Consider the following 20,724-nt stretch of genomic DNA (forward strand, 5'->3'; position numbering starts at 1 on the left):
ATCCGCTTCCATGCGCGTTGGTGCCTTCCGGTAGAGCAGGACAACCGGAAGGCACAGGCGTGGAACCGCAACGGGGATGGGCACGACGACTGTGGGGCTACGCCTGGCGGCATCCGACGGACGTCATACTCGCCCTCGGCTCCTCCCTCGCCGGCATGGCCCTCCTCGCCCTCGTCCCCCTGATCACCAAGGTGATCATCGACGACGTGATCGGCGACAAGACCCGCACCATGGCCCCCTGGGCCACCCTCCTCATCGTCGCCGCCCTCCTCGTCTACGCTCTCACCTACATCCGCCGCTACTACGGCGGCCGCCTCGCCCTCGACGTCCAGCACGACCTGCGGACGGAGATGTACGAGACGATCACCCGGCTCGACGGCCGCCGGCAGGACGAACTGTCCACCGGCCAGGTCATCGGCCGCGCCACCAGCGACCTCCAGCTGATCCAGAGCCTGCTCTTCATGCTCCCGATGACCATCGGGAACTTCCTGCTCTTCCTGATCTCCCTGGTGATCATGGCGTGGCTGTCGATTCCGCTCACACTGGTCGCCCTGGCGGTCGCCCCCGCCCTCTGGTGGATCGCGAAGCGCTCCCGCACCAAGCTCCACCCCGCCACCTGGTACGCCCAGGCCCAGGCCGCCGCCGTCGCGGGCGTGGTCGACGGCGCCGTCAGCGGCGTACGCGTGGTGAAGGGTTTCGGGCAGGAGGAGCAGGAGACCGGCAAGCTCAGGGAAGTCGGCAGAAAGCTCTACGCCGGGCGCCTGCGCACCATCCGGCTGAACAGCAAGTACACCCCCGCCCTCCAGGCCGTCCCCGCCCTCGGCCAGGTCGCGATGCTCGCGCTCGGCGGCTGGCTGGCCGTCCGCGGCCACATCACGCTCGGCACGTTCGTCGCCTTCTCCACCTACCTCGCCCAGCTCGTCGGCCCGGTCCGCATGCTCGCCATGGTCCTCACCGTCGGCCAGCAGGCCCGCGCCGGCACCGAGCGGGTCCTGGAGCTGATCGACACCGAGCCCTCGATGCGGGACGGGCACAAGGACCTCCCGGCCGAGGCGCCCGCCACCGTCGAGTTCGACGACGTCTCCTTCGGTTACGACGACAGCAGGCCCGTGCTGAAGGGGCTCACCTTCGAGATCCGCCCCGGCGAGACCCTGGCCGTCGTCGGCTCCTCCGGCTCCGGGAAGTCGACGGTCTCCCTGCTCCTGCCGCGTTTCTACGACGTCGCGCACGGCGCCGTCCTCGTCGGCGGCCACGACGTCCGCGAGCTCACCCTCGACTCGCTGCGGGCCGCGATCGGCCTGGTTCCCGAGGACTCGTTCCTCTTCTCGGACACGGTCCGCAACAACATCGCCTACGGCCACCCCGACGCCACCGACGAGCAGATCGAGGCCGCCGCCCGCGCCGCCCAGGCCGACCGTTTCGTCCGGGACCTCCCCGACGGCTACGACACCAAGGTCGGCGAGCACGGCCTCACCCTGTCCGGCGGCCAGCGCCAGCGCGTCGCCCTCGCCCGCGCCCTGCTCACCGACCCGCGTCTGCTCGTCCTGGACGACGCCACCTCCGCCGTGGACGCCCGCGTCGAGCACGAGATCCACGAGGCCCTCAAGCACGTCATGCAGGGCCGCACCACGCTGCTCATCGCCCACCGCCGCTCCACCCTCAACCTCGCCGACCGCATCGCCGTCCTGGACGCCGGCCGGCTCGCCGACCTCGGCACCCACGAGGAGCTCCAGGAACGCTCCGCCCTCTACCGCCGCCTGCTCACCGACCCCGACGAACTCGGCGCCGTCTCCCCGGGCCACGCCCTCCCCGCCGCGCCCCAGGAGGACACCTCCGTCCGCGACGAGCTGGAGGCCGAGTTCGACGCCGAACGCGGGGTCACGCCCCGCCTGTGGACGGGTGACCGCGAGCCCAAGGACGCCGCCCTCGCCGGCACCCCGGCCACGCCGGAACTGCTCGCCCAGGTCGACGCCCTGCCCCCGGCCACCGGCACCCCCGGCGTCGACGAGGCCCGCGCGGTCCAGCCGGAGGAGTCGTACGGGCTGAAGCGGCTGCTGCGAGGTTTCGGCCTGCCCCTGCTGATCAGCCTCGGCCTCGTCGCCGTGGACGCGGGCATGGGACTGCTGCTGCCCGTGCTGATCCGGCACGGCATCGACAGCGGTGTCACCCAGCTCGCCCTCGGCGCCGTCTGGGCGGCCTCGCTGCTCGCCCTGCTCGCCGTCCTCGCCCAGTGGGCGGCGCAGATCGGCGAGACCCGGATGACCGGCCGGACCGGCGAACGCGTGCTGTACGCCCTGCGGCTGAAGATCTTCGCCCAGCTCCAGCGGCTCGGACTCGACTACTACGAGCGTGAGTTGACGGGCCGCATCATGACCCGGATGACGACCGACGTCGACGCGCTGTCGACGTTCCTGCAGACGGGTCTGGTCACCGCCTTCGTCTCCGTGGTCACCTTCTTCGGCATCATGGCCGCCCTGCTGGTGATCGACCTCCAGCTCGCCCTCGTCGTGTTCGCCACGCTGCCGCCGCTGATCATCGCCACGTACTTCTTCCGCAAGGCCAGCGTGAAGGCGTACGAACTCGCCCGTGAGCGGGTGTCGACGGTCAACGCCGACCTTCAGGAGACGGTGTCCGGGCTGCGGATCGTGCAGGCGTTCCGGCGCGAGCGGGACGGCGGGCGGCGGTTCGCGGAGCGCAGCGACAGCTACCGGCAGGCCCGTATCCACGGTCAGTGGCTGATCTCCATCTACTTCCCCTTCGTGCAGTTCCTGTCGTCCGCCGCCGCGGCGGCCGTGCTGATCGCGGGCGCCGGGCGGGTGGAGGCGGCCACGCTCACCGCGGGTGCGCTGGTCGCGTACCTGCTCTACATCGACCTCTTCTTCGCCCCCGTCCAGCAGCTCTCCCAGGTCTTCGACGGCTACCAGCAGGCGTCCGTCTCACTCGGCCGGATCCAGGAACTGCTCCAGGAACCGACGTCGACGAAATCCGCGGACGAACCGCGGGGAGTCGTTTCGTTGCGCGGCGAGATCACTTTCGACGACGTCCACTTCTCCTACGGCGACGACGAGGAGGCCCTCAGCGGCATCGACCTCACCGTCCCCGCCGGGCAGACCGTCGCGTTCGTCGGCGAGACCGGCGCGGGCAAGTCGACGCTGGTGAAGCTGGTGGCGCGGTTCTACGACCCGACCGGCGGCCGGGTCACCGTCGACGGCGCCGATCTGCGCGACCTCGACCTCACCTCGTACCGGCACCGCCTGGGCGTCGTACCGCAGGAGGCGTACCTCTTCCCCGGCGCCGTCCGCGACGCCATCGCCTACGGCCGCCCCGACGCCACCGACGCCGAGGTGGAGGCGGCGGCTCGCGCGGTGGGCGCGCACGAGATGATCGCGACGCTGGACGGCGGCTACCTCCACGAGGTCGCCGAGCGCGGCCGCAACCTCTCCGCCGGGCAACGGCAGCTGATCGCGCTGGCCCGAGCCGAACTCGTCGACCCCGACATCCTGCTCCTCGACGAGGCGACGGCCGCCCTGGACCTGGCCACCGAGGCACAGGTCAACCAGGCGACGGACCGCCTGACCGGCCGCCGTACCACCCTCGTGGTCGCCCACCGCCTGACAACGGCGGCCCGCGCGGACCGGGTCGTGGTGATGGACCACGGGCGGGTCGTGGAGGACGGCACCCACGAGGAGTTGCTGGCCCGGGACGGGCGGTATGCGCGGCTGTGGCGGACGTTCGTCGGGGCGGCGGAGCCGGAGGAGAGCGTAGGGGTCTGAGACCCGCGCAACCGTCGGGCATACGTCGTGCGTCCGTACATCCGTACGTCGATCCGAGGGGTGCGGAGGGGACTGTGGACACCGGTGCGATACGACGTCGGATGGCGCTCGGCGTGGCCGTGCTGACCGCGTCGGGACTGCTGGCGCTCGCCGCGCCGGCGGACGCGCACGCGGCGGCGTCGAGCTGCGCCGGACGCAAGGTCAGGACGCTGTCCTTCGCCACCGGCGTGGTGCAGGTCTACAAGCGCGGTGGTTACGTCTGCGCCGTCACGCTCGCGAAGAACCCCGGCCCGAAGCGGTCGATGTCGGTCAGCGTGCAGGCGCGCGGCAGCCGTCCGGTCGTCGACAAGGGCAGGTACGGGTACCGCGCGGGTCCGGTGACCGTGCACGCCGGGCAGCGGTGCGTGTGGGTGAAGGGCTCGGTGGGGCGGCGGTCGGTCAGCTCGGGCTGGATCCTGTGCTGACAGCCGAGCCGACCTGCTGATTTATCAACCACCCTGGTGCACAGGTGTGTTGCTCCGATAGCTTCCGGCGCACATCTGTTCTCACAGGGAGGGTGCATGCGCAAGGCGCTCAGATGGCTGCTCGCGCTCACCGTGCTCATAGGCACGCTGAGCACGGCGGGGGCGGCCACAGCCGCCCAGCCGGAGGCCACCGACATCAAGGATCGGCTGCTCTCCATACCCGGCATGAGCCTCATCGAGGAGAAGCCATACCCCGGGTACCGCTTCTTCGTCCTCAACTACACGCAGCCGGTTGACCACCGCAGGCCCTCCAAGGGCACGTTCCAGCAGCGGATCACGGTGCTGCACAAGGACGACTCGCGGCCCACGGTGTTCTACACCGGTGGCTACAACGTCTCCACCAACCCCAGCCGCCGCGAGCCGACCCAGATCGTGGACGGCAACCAGGTCTCCATGGAGTACCGCTTCTTCACGCCGTCCCGGCCCAGCCCGGCCGACTGGACCAAGCTGGACATCTGGCAGGCCGCCAGCGACCAGCACCGCATCTTCAAGGCGCTGAAGCCGATCTACTCCAAGAAGTGGATTTCCACCGGCGGTTCGAAGGGCGGCATGACCGCCACGTACTACGAGCGTTTCTACCCCCGCGACATGGACGGCGTCGTCGCGTACGTCGCCCCCAACGACGTGGTGAACAAGGAGGACTCGGCGTACGACGAGTTCTTCGCGAACGTCGGCACCAAGGAGTGCCGGGACCGGCTGAACGGCGTGCAGCGCGAGGCGCTGGTGCGCCGGGAGCCGCTGGAGGAGCGGTACCAGGCGTACGCGGCCGAGAACGGCTACACCTTCAACACCGTCGGCAGCCTCGACAAGGCGTACGAGGCGACCGTCCTCGACTACGTCTGGGGCTTCTGGCAGTACAGCCTGCTGTCCGACTGCGACACCATCCCGGCCGACGCGAAGAACGCGACCGACGACGAGATCTGGAACTCCATCGACACGGTCGCCGGGTTCTCCTTCTACACCGACCAGGGCCTGGCGCCGTACACGCCGTACTACTACCAGGCCGGCACGCAGCTGGGCGCGCCGACGATCGTCTTCCCGCACATCGAGAAGAAGTACATCCGCTACGGCTACCTCCCGCCGCGCTACTTCGTCCCGCGTGACATCGAGATGAAGTTCCAGCCGCGGGCGATGCGGGACGTCGACAGCTGGGTGCGCCACAACGCGCGGCAGATGCTCTTCGTCTACGGCGAGAACGACCCGTGGGGCGCCGAGCCGTTCCGCCTCGGCAAGGGCGCGAAGGACTCCTACGTCTTCACCGCCCCCGGCGCCAACCACGGCGCCAACGTGGCCGGTCTCCCGGAGAAGCAGAAGGCGCTGGCCACGGCCAGGATCCTGAAGTGGGCGGGCGTCGCGTCCGCCGGCGTCGAGGCCAACCCGGCGGCGGCCAAGCCGCTGGCCAAGTACGACTCCCGGCTCGACAAGCGGGGCGCGGAGCGCACCCTGCGTCCGTAACACCGCTGCTGCGCCCGTCCGTCGGTCACACCGGGCGGGCGCAGCCCACCGGCGTGGCGCCGCCCAGCTGCACGTAGAGGGCCGTGGTCGCCGGGCAGTCAGTGCGGGCGGCAACCACTTCCGTCACCTTGTACTCCGGCTTCTCCCGGCCCCCGCCGTCGCAAGCCGTCTCGCGGACCTTTCCGCCCCCGGCGCCGTACACACAGTCCCCCACGATCGTGCGGGGCCCGCCCCCGCCACCCGGGTCGCCGGGGTGCGGAGGCTGGAGTTTGCGCATACAGGCATAGCCCTGGGGGACGGCGCCGTCCCCGTCCTCGTCGCGGGAGGGGCGCTGCTCGCTGATGTGCAGCACGAAGTCCGTGGTCCCCGGGCACGGCGGACCGTCATCCACCCGGCCGTCGTACCGCGCCACGACCCGCGCGGCCGCCCGCTCGCCGGAGCAGGGCACCTCGGTGAAGCTCGTCGTACCGAACGAACTGCACTCGTCGACCGCCAGGAACACCGCCCCGAACCCCGAGGCCCTGGTCGGCTCCCGTGACGGGCCGTCTTCCATCACCTGTTGCTGACAGCCCATCAGCAATAGTGCCGCCAGCGCAGCCCCCGCACACCGTCTCCCACGCATGGTCATTCCCCCCACCCCCGTCCAGCGTGACCCGCCACGGCGGGCACACGCCAGACATGCAGGGCGCTTTGCGCCCGTTTGGGGGTGGTGCGCCGGGAGCGCGGCGTACCGCACCCTACGTCCGATCGATGCCTAGTACGACAACCCGTGCCCGAGCGGATACAGCACCCGCGTCGGATCGTCCGCCCGCTGCACCGGCACCGGCAGCTTTCCGCGCGGTCGTACCGTCCCGGCGATGACCCGGGCCGCCGCCCGCAGCTCAACGTCCGTCCAGGAGTAGGACGCCAGGTAGCCGCGTACACCCGGCAGTTGGGCCACGTCGTACGGATTGCGGATGGCCACCGCGACCACCGGCTTCCCGGTCGCCAGCAACCGCTCGACCAGCGTCTTCTGCGAGCTGGTCGCCGTGACGTTGTACGTGCCGACGACCACCGCGTCCGCGTCGTCGGCCGCCGCGAGGGCCCGGTCGATGGTCGCCTGGGACGGTGCCGTGCCGGTCGACAACGCCGTTGCGGTGAAGCCGAGTTCGGTCAGCGCGGCCGCGAGGACGCCGGTGGGCGGGCCCGTCGTACCGGACGGCGAGGCCGGGTCGGCGCCGACCACGAGCAGCTTGGGGTGCTCACGCCGGGACAACGGCAGCAGCCCGCCCTCGTTGACGAGCAGGGTCGTCGTCCGCTCGGCGATCCGGTCGGCCGCGGCGAGGTGCGGCTTGGCGCCGACGGTGCGGTCGACGCCCCGCGCGCTGACGTAGGGCTCCTCGAACAGCCCCAGTCCGGCCTTGAGCCGCAGTACCCGGAGGATCGATTCGTCGAGCCGTTCCTCGGTGAGCTCGCCGTCCTGTACGGCCTTCAGGACCGCGTTCCAGGCGACGTCCAGCTTGGGCGGGTTCAGCAGCTGGTCCACGCCCGCCTTCAGCGCCAGCACCGGCACCCGGTCGTCGCCGTACTTGGTGCGGACGCCCTGCATGCCGAGGGAGTCGGTGACCACGACGCCGTCGTAGCCCAGCTCCTCGCGCAGGATGCCGGTGAGGATCGGGTGGGACAGGGTGGCCGGGTCGCCGGACGGGTCCAGCGCCGGGACCATGATGTGCGCGGTCATGATCGAGTCGATACCGGCCCTGACCGCCGCCCGGAACGGGGGAGCGTCGAGCGTGCCCCACTGCTCCCGGGTGTGCTCGATGACCGGGAAGCCGTAGTGGCTGTCGACCTCGGTGTCGCCGTGGCCGGGGAAGTGCTTGGCGGTCGCGGCGACCCTCGCCCGCTGGTACCCGGCGACCTCAGCGGCGACCAGCCCGGCCACCGCGTCCGGGTCGGCGCCGAAGGACCGTACGCCGATGACCGGGTTGGCCGGGTTGACGTTGACGTCGGCGACGGGGGAGTAGTCCTGCCGGATGCCCATCGCGCGCAGTTCCTCGCCGGCGATCCGGCCGAGGGTGCGGGCGTCGGCGTGCGAGCCGCCGGCGCCGACGGCCATCGCGCCGGGGAACAGCGTCGCGGGTCTGCCCACGCGGGCGACTATGCCGTGCTCCTGGTCCGTGGAGATCAGCACGGGCAGTCCGCGCGGGAGGCCGAGGGAGGCCTTCTGGATGCCGTTCGACAGGTCCGCGATCTGGCGCGGGGTGCGGGTGTTGTGCGCCCAGGTGAAGTAGATGATGCCGCCGAGGCGGTACTTGGCGATCAGTTCGGCGGCCGTGCGCACGCCGAGTTCCTTGAGGTTGGCGTCGATGTCGGCCTGGTCGGGGGCGGTGGCGGAGTGGCCGTAGACCCGGGAGACGAAGAGCTGGCCGACCTTCTCCTCCAGGGTCATCCGGGAGATGAGTTTCCGGAGGCTTTTGTCGTCGTCGGCGTGGGCCGTGGTCTGTCCGATCGTCAGGGCCGCGGTGACGCCCGCGGTGGCGGCGAGGACCGTACGTCTGGTGGGGGCGGCAGCGGTGTTTCCTGCGCTTTTCGTGCCGGCGTGGTGCACGTGCGCTCCTTCCGGAGGAGATCGCTGAAGGAAACTTCCAAGGAGTCACCAATATCCGGGAAGTTTCTGCCGGTCAAGGGGGCACACAGCCCCTCCGGGTGAGGGGCCGCCATCGGCGCATGGGAGGGGGGCGCGCCGATGGCGGCGGGCTGCCGGCCGTGGTGCGGCGGAGAGGGTGGTCGGCGCTCGCGGCCAGTGGCGAGGGCCGACACCGCATCGCGGAGACTCATCCGGCAACTGTGCGCATTGGACGAGCCGCACCCGGCTCGGGTTCCCGTCGCCGTGGTCACGGAAAGGGCCTCCGGGGGGTTTCCCCGGAGGCCCGATTCCTTTCCTTGTTCCTATGTATTCGTTCGGTGTCAGCCCAGTTGTTTCACCGTGCTGTAACCGCTTGAGCGGAGTGTCCTCGACTGGCCGAGCGACGTGGCGCCGCCCTCGAACAGCAGGAGGGCTCCGGCGCTGTTGGTGGCCCAGACGTCGGGGATGCCGTCACCCGTGGCGTCCGGGGTGCCGTAGAGCAGCGGGTAGGCGGCGGTGGTCATGGTGCCGGAGGCGTAGACCTTGTCGCCGTCCAGGCTCCAGCCGGACTGGCCGAGGCTCTTCAGCTCGGTGCCCGTGCCGGACGGGTCGGGCTTGCCCTTGCGGAGCTGGATGTTGCCGGCGGCCGTGCGGTACGTCATGTCGGCTTCGCCGTCGCCGTTGTAGTCGGCGATCGCCACGAAGTCCCGGTCCGCCCAGGCCGTCGTCGTCATCTGCGTCGCGGTCTCGAAGTAGCCTCCGCTGTAGCCACTGAAGACCCACAACTCCGCGCCTCCGACGCCGCCCGCGACGAACAGCTCCGGCTGCCCGTCGCCGGTGAGGTCACCGGCCGACTTGATCTCCGAGAAGGTCGACGGGGACGGCGCGTTCGCCGGGAGGCGGACCTCCACCCTGCGGGTCACGTCGATCCCCCCGTACCCGTCGCCCGGGTAGACGAACAGGCGGCCGTCGGGGGTGCGGATCACCCAGTCCGTCACGCCGTCCGCGGGCGCGAAGTCGCCGTTGTGGGTGACCAGGGCGTAGGTGTCGGTGCCGTTCCAGATGTGCGGCGCGGTGTTCCCGTCCTTGATCAGGCTGCCCTTGCGGTGCGTGCCGAAGCTGCTGGACATCCAGCCGCCGTCCTTGGAGACCGTGCCGATCCAGAGGTTGCCGGCCGCGGTGACCCAGCCGAGGTCGGCGCTGCCGTCGCCGTTCAGGTCGCCGGGACCGTCCGGGGTCTTGCGCGGAGTGACGTAGAAGAAGTGCTTTCTGGGGTTCGGGGAGATGTTGCCCGCCGTGTCCACCGCCTTGACGTACAGCGTGTTCGGGCCCGCCGCGGGCGGCTTGACCCCGGTGGCCGTGACCGACGTGACCGGGGTGGTGCACGAGACGGTGAGGCCGCCGCTCAGGCCCTGCTTGCCGTTCGCGCAGACGTAGGAGTCGTACGTCGTGGAGTTGATGGAGTAGACGAACTTCACGATGTCCGTCTCCCCGGAGGACATCTTGAAGGTGAGGTTGCCGCCTGTGCCGAAGGGGTACTTCGACCACACGTCACCGGTGCTGCTGTCGTCGGTGTCCGCGGGGAAGTCCGTGGATTCGACCGGAGCCGGCGTGTCGGGAAGATTCGAGTCGTAGACGAAGCGGCAGAAGGTCGAGGAGCTCGGTGCCCAGCCGCTGTACGTGGTCGCGTCCCAGGTGCGCACCCGCCACTGGTAGGTGACGCCGTTCGTCAGGGCGGGGAGTAGGACCGAGTCCGTCTCACCGTGGGCGATCGCGCGGTTGTACACCGTCTTCGTGGTGGCCCAGGTGCCGTTGTCCCAGTCGCTCTTCTTGCCGAACTCGAACTCCAGCTTGGACGTGACACCGTCCGGGTCCGTGCCCTTGGCGAGTATGGACAGCGTGCTGGTCTTGCCGATCTTGATGTACGGGGAGCTCGTGTCGCAGGAGCCCGGGGACATGGTGTAGCCGGTCGGGGTGTTGGGCCTGCGGTTGTAGGTGATGGCGATCTGGGGCGAGCCCGCGCCCTCCGCCTTGAACTTCTTCCAGGAGTACGTGTCCGTCTCCAGCGCGGTCGCGGTCGTCGTCGGCGCCGAGGTGGAGGTGGAGGCGACCATGCCGAAGTTGAAGCTTTGCCAGCCGTTGTCCGCGGCCTCCTGGGCCAGCGAGGTGACCGTGAAGTTGACGTACGCGTCCGGGCAGGAGCTGGACGACTTCCAGCCGTACGCGAAGGACTTCGAAGTGATCTTCCGCTTCCAGGTGGGCTGGACGTTCCACGTGGTGTAGGTGCCGAAGGGGTCGGTGCGCCAGATCTGCACCGTGCGCTTGCTGCACGACCAGGAGTGGGTCTCCAGGATCTTCAGGGTGGCGCTGGAGACCTCGGCGCCCTTGATGGAGTCGCGCAGCTTCATCTTGAAGAAGGAGCGGGCCGTGCCCCAGGTGTCCCGCTCGAAGCCGACGCGGGCCTCCTTGGTGTCCTCGTTGTAGTTGGCGCCGTCGTAGAAGTTCGAGCGCGGGTACTTCTTGTAGACCGTCGTCCAGTTGGCGCGGATGCCCGTCGTGGACGGGTCGACGAACAGGGGGAACGTCAGGTCCTCGGTGTCCTGGAGGTAACTGGACGGAGGAATGACCTTGAGCACGTCGCCGCCGAAGGAGGCGTTGGCCGTGGTGGCGTGGGCGCCCTCGCCGGGACCGTGCAGGGCGGGCAGGGCGAGGGTCGTCTCGGCTCCGGTCGCCGCGCGGTAGGCGACGGGGTCGGCGCCCCCGGGAGGCTCCTCTCCGGGATCCGTGCTGCCGAAGTTCTCCTCGTCGCTCCGCTCGTCGTCCGCTTCGGGCGTCTCGGTCGGCCGCTCCGGCCCCGGGTCCACCTTCTCCGGGTCCTCGTTGGTGCCGGTGCCGGCCGCCTCGTCCGGCAGCTCCGTGTCGTGGTCGCCCGCCGAGTCCCACAGGAACGGCGTCGGGGCGACGGTGACCTCGTTGCCCTCGCTGTCCTTGCCTATCAGCGCCTTGGTGGTGGGGTTCAGGACGAAGGAGAGCGTGGGCGAGGTGATGCGGTAGGCAGGGGGCTTCTCTGCCAGCCGGGCCGCGGCCTCGGGCGTGTGGACCACCAGGACGTGCGTGTACCCGGTGTTCCGCGCGGTGAGCAGCAGGTCGACGCCGGGCAGGACGCCCTCGTACAGCGCCCTGTTGTCCTGCACCACCGGCTGGGGCAGCGGGCCGGGCCACTCGACCCGCATCTCGTGCTGGTCGGCGGCCATCGTCAGCAGCGGGGTCCAGGTGTCCGTGTCGGCCACCGGGCGGACGCCGGCGCGGCCGGCGCGGTACACGGCCCGGTTCACCTCGGTGCCCGAGTCGTCCGCGTCACCCGGCGAAAACGTCACTGGGTACGGGCTGTTGACGGTCCGCCAGCCGTTCTTCGCCTTGCGCAGAGTCGTGTCGATCGCCGCCCATTCGCCCTTTTCGTTCCGGGCGCGCACGGGATCGACCGAGGAAACATAGGTGAACGATCCGTTGGGATTGGCGAACGTCGTGGAGAACTCGTCGGAAAGCGCGGTGACTTCGACCTTCTTGTCGGTCTCGCGCGCCCGGCGCTGGGCCTCGTCCTCGTCGATCGGCCGGGTGGCCTGGTCGCGGACCTCGGGGGAGGCGTCCGGGGAGTCGTCCCGCAGCGCCAGCACGGCGCCGCCGCCGGCCAGCACCGCGAGCGCCACCGCGGCGGCGATCGCGCGCCGGACCCGCGATCTCGCAGGCGGAAGTGGTTCGCTGTCGATCTCGCTCACAGGGGCAAGCCCTTCTCTTCTCGGGGATGCCCTCGGCCCTGAGGACACAGGCCGTGCGAGCGCGCGACGCGCCGGATTGGGCGGATGGAGTATGAGCAAGGCCGGGCATTGAGATCAACACTCTGGATTTCCGTAGAAGTTGATGATGGCCGGATCATGCCCCCCTGGTGCACTTTTTTGCCGCTTTTTATGATCCTTTGGAATGTGACGTAGCTAACACAAGATTTTCAAAGCTTGACGGAACCTTTTGCCAAGCCTCAACGTCATGCCGTCGTTGATCACTCATGTGCCATCGCTCCACGTTCATGTGCCGTCAGGCCGGGCGACTTTGATGGTTTGTGACTCGGGAAGGGTCGATTGGCCGTGCGTGGAGTGCTGTCGTGGTGTGGCAGGGGGTCACTGTCCGGGAGATCTCCGCGTGAGCGCCTGATCAGGCGCAGAACACGGGTCGGCGTCATCGCCGGCCTCGTCCTGGCTCTCAACGTCACGCTCCTGCCCAGCGCGATGGCGTTCGGCCCCGACGACGACGCGCGTACGACCGTCGACCTGGACGAGCTGCAGAAGACCGACGTCGTCCCGCTCGACGAGGCGAAAACCGGCCAGGTCGACCAGCTCTCCGGTCTGACCTCCACCGAGTCGGAGGAGTTCCTTCCCGCGGCCACCGCCCCGGTTCCGTCGGCCACCGGCACCATGCCGGTCGACAACATGACCCCCGGCACCACCACCCAGGTCGCCGCCTCCGCGGACGGCACGCTGAAGGTCGCCGTCGGTGCGCCCGCGGAAGCCACGGCCGCGGAGGCCGACGCCCTTGAAGGCTCGTGGAGCGTCGACGTCCGCCCCGAGAGCCAGGCCGTGACGGCCGGTTCGCCGGGCCTCGTGCTCGCCGTCGACGCACCCGACACCGCCACCGGCACAGCGGTCGTCTCCATCGACGCCACCCGCGTCGCCGAGTCCTACAGCGCCCAGTGGCTGGACCGGCTCTCCTTCACGCTGATGCCCGCCTGCTACGAGACCACCCCCGAGCTGGAGGAGTGCTCGACGGGCCTCCCGGTGGACACCGAGCTCAAGCGGACCGGCAACACCGTCACCGTGCCCGTCGACGCGGGCGACACCTCGGGCTCCGAGCCGGACCCCGGCGAGGACACCGCCACCGACGAGCTCAACGGCAGCACGAACACCACCGAACAGGTCCCGGAGACCCTGCTCAACCTGAAGGTGGACACCGCCGACCTCAAGGCCGTCGCGACCACGAGCACGACCACCACGACCACCGCCGCGAGCACCGACGGCGGCAGTGTGAACCAGGCCGTCTGGCGGGGCTCCACCAAGTCGGGGGTCCAGCAGACCGCCACCGGCTCCGGCGATGGTGTCCTCGTCGGCACTTCCTACGGCGCCGGCGCCGGCGGCGACTTCGCCGCGTCCCCGGTGAGCTCGGCCGGCGCCTGGTCCCAGGGCGGCTCCACCGGCGCCTTCACCTACTCGTACACGATGGCCGCCCCGCAGGTCGCCGCCGGTCCCGCCCCGAACGTCACCCTCAGCTACAACTCGCAGTCCTCGGACGGCCGTACGTCCGCCACGAACAACCAGGTCTCATGGGTCGGCGAGGGTTGGGACTACAACCCCGGCTCCATCACCCGCACCTTCATCGGCTGCGCCGCCGACACCGCGAACGCCAACAACGACAAGCACTTCACCGGCGACCAGTGCTGGGGCACCTACAACGCGGTGCTGTCGCTGAACGGCACCACCACCGAGCTGGTGCGGGACGACCTCACCAAGGAGTGGAAGAGCGCCCGCGGCGACAACATGCGCATCGAGCTGCTCGGCAGGGCCAAGTACACGGAAATCACCGGTATCGCCGATTCCAACAACGGCGACGACGACGGCGAGTTCTGGCGGGTCACCACCAGCGACGGCACCCAGTACTACTTCGGCCTCAACCGCCTCCCGGGCTGGACGTCTGGCAAGTCGGAGACCAAGTCGGTGCTCACCGTGCCGGTCGCCGGCAACCACAGCACCGACCCCTGCCACGCCGCCACGTTCGCGGCCTCCTTCTGCGACCAGGGCTGGCGCTTCCAGCTCGACTACGTCGTCGACACCAACGGCAACGCGATGACGCTGTGGTGGGACAAGGAGGAGAACGCCTACGCGCGCAATATGAAGGAGACCAACGCCGTCCGCTACGACCGGGCCGGCTACCTCCAGCGCATCGACTACGGGCAGCGCGCCGGGAAGCTGTTCACCGAGGAGCCCCTCGGCCGAGTGGCGTTCACCGCGCAGGAGCGCTGCTTCTGGGACAACGTCCTCAAAGTGGCCTGCACGGAGAGCAACTTCAAGTCCAAGCAGTCCCACCTCACCCGGCCCTGGTTCGACACCCCCGCCGACCTCGCCTGCGCCACCGGCGGGAAGTGCTCGACGTACGCCCCGACCTTCTGGTCCCGCAAGCGCCTGGCCACGGTCACCGCGTGCACCCAGCGCCAGCAGGGGGTGCGGCTGACCGAGCACAACACGGCCGACGACACCGGCTCCCGCCACTCCTGCGGCGTCGAGGACGACGCGGACACCTCGACCCTGCTGTCGAAGGTCGACTCCTGGGCCCTGGAACAGGAATTCCCCTGGAACCTGACGGGCGAGTACACCGCGCTGTGGCTGGAGTCCATCACCCGCACCGGGTGGGCGGTCGACGGCACCACGGAGACCCTCAACCCCGTCTTCTTCGGCCACAACAAGGAAGCGCTGCCCAACCGGGTCCGGCAGGGCTCGTCCGACACCTGGCCCCTCTTCGCCCGGCCGCGCATCCAGAACGTGATCTCCGAGTACGGCGGTCGCACGGAGGTCAAGTACTCCACCCCCAGCGGGCCGTGCGCCACCGGCACGAACTTCCCCCCGCCGGACAAGAACCAGGAGCTGTGCTACCCGGTCTACTGGCACGCCGACGACGAGCTCGCCGACAACCGCATCTCCTGGTTCCACAAGTACGTCGTCGACGAGATCGTCGAGCACCCGCAGCTGGTCGGCAGCCTGGACCTGACGACGAAGTTCAGGTACGAGACGTTCTCCGACCCGGTCAACGGCGCGCTGTGGGCGAAGAACACCGCCGAGTTCTCCCGCAAGAAGACCCGCACCTGGGACCAGTGGCGCGGCTACCCCATCGTCATCACCGAGACCCCCGTCCCGGAAGGAACCCTGGACACCAAGGCCTCCAAGTCGGTCACCCGCTACTTCCGCGGCATGAGCGACGACGTCCTCGACGACGCCACGCCGAACGACGAGTCCGACAACCCCAAGCGCTCGTACTCGATGACCGACATCACGGGCGCCGTGCTCAAGGCGGACCGGCAGGCCTACGCCGGCATGGTCGCCGAGTCGCTGACGTATCCGGACGCCGCCGCCGACACCACCACCGGGTGGATATCCCGCAGCCGTAACTTCCCCGATGACCCCGTGCGCCAGGCCACCCGCAACCGTCCCGCCAAGGACGGCCCGGACGTGGTCGCCGAGCGGGTCACCCTGGGCAAGACGGAGACCATCACCAAGGCCTCGGGGTCGACCCTGCGCACGGTCCGCACGGAGACCGAGTACGACTCCCTCGGCCTGCCGACCGTCACCCGCGAGTACGGCGACATCGACGACACCCGCGACGACGCGTGCACCCGCACCTCCTACGTGCAGAACACGACGGGCGACAACTACCTCGTCGGCCTGGTCTCCCAGACGGTCACCACCACCGGCACCACCGCCTGCTCCGCCGAACTGTCCACGGCGACGCAGACGACGCTGGTCTCCGCCTCCCGGATGTTCTACGACGGTGCCACCAGCCACACTGCCGCGCCCACCAAGGGCCAGGTGACGAGGACCGAGGCGCCCCTCGGCAACGGCACGGACTGGCAGCGGACCCACCCCGAGTCGCGGACCGTCTACGACGAGTACGGCCGTGTCACGCGGGTCACCGGCCCGACCGGGCTGGCCAACGTCACCGAATACCTGCCGTCCGACACGACCGCCAGCCGCCAGGTCTACTCGATCAGGACGATCCAGGGCCAGCAGACCGATGCCAACGGCAACGAGACCGGCTTCGTCGGCACGGTCACCGTGGAGCCCGGCCGCGGCACCACCCTGACCGCGACGGACGCCAACAACCGCGTCACCCGGTACGTCTACGACCCGCTCGGACGCGCCTCGGCCGGCTGGGACGCCGCCCAGCCCGCCGACGACGACCCGACCGTGCGCTTCACCTACAACACCGACCTGAAGGAGCCGGTGTCGATCGAAACGGAGTCGCTCCAGGACAACCCGACCTCCTCCGCCGACGGCGACAAGGCGGTCTACACGAAGTCCACCACCATCTACGACGGCCTCGGCCGGGAGCGACAGAGCCAGACCCCGGCGGTCGGCGGCGGCCGTCTGGTCACGGACACGTTCCACAACGCGTCCGGCCAGGTGAGCCTCACCCGCAACGCCTACTACATGGAGGGCGAGCCGAACACCAAGATCGCCGTTCCGGTGTCCGATTCGCTCGTCCCCAACGCCACGACCTACACGTACGACGGCCTGGGCCGCGTCCTGACGGTCACCCCCGTCCACTCCTCCTTCGCACAGACGGGCCAGCCGTACTACGAGCCCGACGGGACGACGCTGGAGCACCAGAGCGTCGACCGCCGCACCCGCTACGAGTACGGCCTCGACCACACGATCGTCCGCCAGCCGGAGGGCACCCCCGCCTCCCGGGTGTGGACGGACGCGCTGGGCCGCACCGTGCGCCAGGACACCTTCAGCGACACCGCGCTCAGCGAGGCCGGCGCGATCACCACGACGTACGCCTACGACCTGCGCGGCGACATGGTGACCAGCACCGACGAGGCCGGTCACACCCGCACCTGGAAGTACGACGCACTCGGCCGGGTCACCGACACCACCGACCCGGACACCGGCGCCACGCACACCGAGTACGACGACTACGGCCGCGTCCTGTCGGCGCGCGACGGCCGCGGCACGACGCTCACCTACGCCTACGAGCGCTTCAACCGGGTGGAGGAGATCAAGGCCACCCCGGCGAACTCCACCACCGCCACGGTCGTCCAGCGGTACGCCTACGACGGCGCGACCGGCGGCAAGGGACAGCTCTACTCCGCCACCCGTTACACCGACGGCAAGCCGTACACCACGACCATCGGCGGCTACACGGCCGACTACCAGCCCACGTCGATGACGCTGGCGCTGCCGCCGGGCACGACGCCGGGCGTGACGCAGGACGGCTTCTCCACCCAGTACCCGTACAACTACTCGTACAACTCCGACGGCCAGCTGGAGTCGTACACCACCCCGGCGGCGGGCGGAATGGACGCCGAGTCCGTGATCACCCGGTACAACGAGGCCGGCCTGCCGATCACCGTCTCGGGCAGGGACTGGTACGTCGCCGAGACCGCCTACTCGCCGCACGGCCAGGTGCTGCGCTCGACCGTCGGCGAGCAGGGCCGCCGGCTGTGGCAGGAGAACACCTTCCACGAGTCCACCGGCGAGCTGCTCACCAGCAAGCTCAAGCGGGAGAGCGCGACGGACACCACCGTGGTGCCCGGCACCACGGTCAACACCCGCTCCTACGGCTACGACCCCTCCGGCAACGTCCTCACCGCCGCCGACACCTACGGCACCGGGGTCATCGACCGGCAGTGCTTCACGTACGACACGCTCGGCCAGCTCCGGCAGGCCTGGACCACGCCCGGCGGCCGGGCCTGTGCCGCCCCCGGCAAGTCCACCGCCGCGCCGGTGTACTCGGACGGCACGGTCAACGTCTCGTCCAACAACTCCGGTTACTGGCAGTCGTACGACTACGACGTCCTCGGCAACCGCACCAAGAAGACCAACCACAAGGCCGACCCGTCCTTCGACACGACCGGCGCGCTCGTCACCTCGCTCGACACCGTCACCGACTACAAGTACGGCACGAGCGACACCGCGCTCAACGACCAGCCGCACACGCTGACGTCGTACACGACCAGGTCGAAGGCGGGCGTGGACAGCCCGACGGTCACGACCGGCTCCACCCAGACCTACGACGCAGGCGGCAACCTGGAGACCCGCTCCACCGGCGGCGACACGGCCCAGGCCCTGACCTGGACCTGGGACGGCAAGGCCGAGACCGTCACCGGCTTCGGCCCCGACGGCGACGGGCCCTGGGTGGGCGCGGACGGCAAGTGCATCGACCTGACCAGCTCCTACACGGGCCCCGGTACGGCCCTGCAGGTCTGGACGTGCAACGGCAGCAAGGCGCAGAACCTCCGCTTGCGCGCCCTGGACACCGACGACAACGGCACCGTGAACGACACGTCAGTCGGACAGTTCGTCGTCGGCACGCGGTGCGCGCAGCCGAACGGCACGGCGATCGGATCGGCCGTCCTGATCCAGGTCTGCGACAAGGCGACCATCGCCCAGCGCTGGAAGACCCTGGACACCGGCCAGCTCCAGCACGTCGACACCGGGCTGTGCCTGTCCACGCCGAACAGCCTCTCGGGCTCCGACCTGACCGTGGAGACCTGCAACCAGACGCTGGCCACCCAGCTGTGGAAGCCCGCCTCGAAGACGACGTACATCTACGACGGCATGGGCAACCGCGTGCTGGAGCGCACCAGCGCGGGCGCGGTGCTGCACCTGCCCGACACCAAGGTCTCCCTCAACCCCACCGGCGGTGTGCGCTACGCCGAGCGCAGCTACGGCCACGGTGGTGCTCCGACGGTGACGCGCTTCCGCGAGGGGTCCTCCACGGGCGGCACCGCTGAGCAGTTGTTCGCGCAGGCGACCGACATCAACGGCACCCCGATCGCCGAGGTCCGCCTCGACAGCACCACGATGTCGGTCCGCCTGACGAAGCGGGACCCGTGGGGCGTCGACCGCTACACCAACATGCAGGCTCGCTCCCACACCACCTTCCACTCCGGCGACGACGACGCCGGCACGGGCCTGGTGCACATGGGCGCACGCGAATACGACCCGATGACCGGCCGGTTCATCTCTGCCGACCCGGTCCTCGACCAGAGCGACCCGCTCCAGGCGAACGGCTACTCCTACGCCAACAACAACCCGGTCACCCACGCCGACCCGAGCGGTCTGACGTCGACGGCGTCCAGCTTCGACGCGTCCATCGCGGCGCTGGAGAAGAAGATCGCCGAGTACCAGCGGACCCTGTCCCGTTCGCTCGGAGATGTGATCCTCTCCGTCGGCTGGGCGGTGTTCAAGCAGTTCGTCGGCTGGGACGACGTGATGGGCTGCTTCTCCCAGGGTGACCTGTGGGCCTGCGGCAGCCTGCTGATGGACGCCATTCCGTGGACCAGCGTCTTCTCCAAGGGCAAGCGGATGTGGGGCGCCTTCAAGGCCACGAGGGCGGCCGTGCAGGCGTGGCGTGCGGCGAAGGCGGCCGCCGAGGTCGGCCTTAAGGCGGCGAAGGCCGCGAAGGCGGCGCTGATCAAGGCGAAGAAGGCGGCGGAGGCCGCCGCGGCCGAGGCCAAGCGCAAGGCGAGAGAGGCAGCGAAGAAGGCGGCGGAGGCCGCGAAGAGAAAGTCCCATACCGGCTCGAAGGGCGCCCGGGGCAATCCGGTTCAGGTCAAGGCCCGCACGTCGGCCCAGTCGAAGGGTTCGTCGGGCGGCGGCCGGGCGGAGAACAAGTCCGGCGGCTCGCGGGGCGGTTCGGGCCGGGAGGACTCGGGCGGCGGCTCGGACTCCGGTGGCGGCGGGGGCGAAGGCTGCCCGACTGACAACAGCTTCACGCCGGACACCAAGGTCCTCATGGCCGACGGCTCCACCAAGGCGATCAAGGACGTCAAGGTCGGCGACAAGGTCGTGGCGACCGACCCCGAGACCGGCGAGACCCGGGTGGAGACCGTCACTGCCGAGATCCTCGGCAAGGGCGTCAAGCACCTGGTCAAGGTCACCGTCGACGTCGACGGCACGAAGGGTACGAAGACCGCCGAGGTCACCGCGACCGACGGCCACCCCTTCTGGGTCCAGGAACTGGGCGAGTGGATCGACGCGACCGACCTCAAGTCGGGCGAGTGGCTGCGCACCAGCGCCGGCACGTACGTCCAGATCACGGCCGTCGAGCGCTGGACGGCGCCGGACGCCACGGTCCACAACCTCACCGTCAGCAGCCTGCACACGTACTATGTGCTGGCAGGGGCCACGCCGGTCCTGGTTCACAACTGCGGCTGGAGTGAACTTGCGGCTTATCGCGCTCGTGAAGGAATGCCTGCTCGTGGCAGCGCAGATGACACCTTCACGGCCGCTCGCCTCCAAATCGACGGACAGGTCTTCTTCGGGAGGAATGCGCATGGTCGGCCGGTCGATATTCGGGTGAATGCCCAGACGAAGACCCATGCTGAAGCAGATGTTTTCCAGCAGGCGAAGGATGCCGGGGTGACTGGCACCAGGGCCGTCCTGCACGTGGACCGTGACTTCTGTCGGTCGTGTGGCGCGACAGGCGGTGTTGGGTCATTGATGCGTGGCCTAGGTGTCGAAGAACTGCTGGTACACACACCTTCCGGAATCTTCACAATCAACGCGGTTCGAAGACCATCCACACCGAGGCGGTTGGGGTAGAA

7 protein-coding genes are annotated in these 20,724 nt (G+C 69.7%); 4 read left to right on the forward strand and 3 right to left on the reverse strand.

Annotated features, from left to right (window positions below; all coding sequences use genetic code 11):
• Positions 1 to 59 precede the first annotated feature (59 nt).
• From SSP24_RS30320 to SSP24_RS30330, 3 genes are all read left to right on the forward strand, one after another.
• Positions 60 to 3,773 (forward strand): ABC transporter ATP-binding protein, encoded by a 3,714-nt coding sequence (locus tag SSP24_RS30320; protein ID WP_141313171.1) that lies wholly within the window; start codon positions 60 to 62, stop codon positions 3,771 to 3,773.
• Positions 3,774 to 3,847: 74 nt separating this feature from the next.
• Positions 3,848 to 4,237, forward strand: coding sequence for a hypothetical protein (locus SSP24_RS30325; protein WP_141313172.1), 390 nt, complete (start codon positions 3,848 to 3,850; stop codon positions 4,235 to 4,237).
• Between the two features lie 96 nt (positions 4,238 to 4,333).
• Positions 4,334 to 5,752 carry a S28 family serine protease gene (locus SSP24_RS30330; protein WP_141313173.1) on the forward strand — a complete coding sequence of 473 codons (1,419 nt, stop codon included), beginning with the start codon at positions 4,334 to 4,336 and terminating at the stop codon, positions 5,750 to 5,752.
• A gap of 25 nt (positions 5,753 to 5,777) precedes the next feature.
• On the opposite strand, the gene SSP24_RS30335 is transcribed toward SSP24_RS30330, so the two are convergent.
• The 3 genes from SSP24_RS30335 to SSP24_RS30345 form a co-directional block, all read right to left on the reverse strand.
• Complete coding sequence (locus SSP24_RS30335; RefSeq protein ID WP_308439658.1) at positions 5,778 to 6,305, reverse strand: hypothetical protein; 528 nt, start codon at positions 6,303 to 6,305, stop codon at positions 5,778 to 5,780.
• A 201-nt stretch (positions 6,306 to 6,506) separates the two neighbouring features.
• Positions 6,507 to 8,339: a glycoside hydrolase family 3 protein gene (locus SSP24_RS30340; protein WP_141313175.1), complete on the reverse strand. Its 1,833-nt coding sequence runs from the start codon at positions 8,337 to 8,339 to the stop codon at positions 6,507 to 6,509.
• A gap of 359 nt (positions 8,340 to 8,698) precedes the next feature.
• On the reverse strand, positions 8,699 to 12,133 hold the full coding sequence (locus tag SSP24_RS30345; RefSeq protein WP_167529744.1) for a DNRLRE domain-containing protein: 3,435 nt from the start codon (positions 12,131 to 12,133) through the stop codon (positions 8,699 to 8,701).
• A 504-nt stretch (positions 12,134 to 12,637) separates the two neighbouring features.
• On the opposite strand from SSP24_RS30345, the gene SSP24_RS44410 reads away from it, so the two are divergent.
• A complete protein-coding gene (locus SSP24_RS44410; RefSeq protein ID WP_229866312.1) occupies positions 12,638 to 20,722 on the forward strand; it encodes a polymorphic toxin-type HINT domain-containing protein in 8,085 nt (2,694 codons plus the stop codon).
• The last annotated feature ends 2 nt before the right edge of the window (positions 20,723 to 20,724 follow it).

Origin of the sequence: Streptomyces spinoverrucosus, assembly GCF_006539505.1 — a bacterium.
Lineage (GTDB): Bacteria > Actinomycetota > Actinomycetes > Streptomycetales > Streptomycetaceae > Streptomyces > Streptomyces spinoverrucosus.